Here is a 502-nt window from a genome sequence, read left to right as displayed (position 1 = left end):
GTTCTAAACTGAATGAAGCATGATGATAAAAACGGATGGCGTTCTGACATCGCACCCTATGAAAGGCCGCATATGAGGCACAGCGTTTGGCAAATTATTAATACGGTAATTCCCTTTTTTGCACTATGGTATTTCGCATATTTAATCCTTTCCGTATCTATATGGCTTACGCTGGTGATCGACATTATTGCCTCAGGGTTCTTGGTACGCATCTTTATCATCTTCCACGATTGCTGTCATAAATCTTTTTTCAAAAATAAATGGGCTAATGAAATTGTGGGTACGTTGACAGGAATCCTGACATTCGTCCCTTACCATCAGTGGCGTCACACGCACTCCATTCATCACGCATCCAGCGGTAACTTGGATCGCAGAGGTGTAGGCGATATTTGGACGATGACCGTTGATGAATATCAAAAATCTTCATGGAAAAAAAGATTCACATACAGACTATACCGTAATCCGTTGATCATGTTCATCGTTGGACCGATCTTCATTTTTC

1 protein-coding gene is annotated in these 502 nt (G+C 41.2%); it reads left to right on the top strand.

Annotation, left to right across the window (positions count from 1 at the left end; all coding sequences use genetic code 11):
* Window positions 1-72: 72 nt before the first annotated feature.
* A partial coding sequence (locus AC1DUA_RS40425; RefSeq protein WP_477504992.1) for a fatty acid desaturase occupies window positions 73-502 on the top strand: 430 nt, incomplete at its 3' end.

Source organism: Paenibacillus sp. 01T422 (genome assembly GCF_056398785.1).
This window is presented reverse-complemented; position numbering and strand designations above follow the sequence as displayed.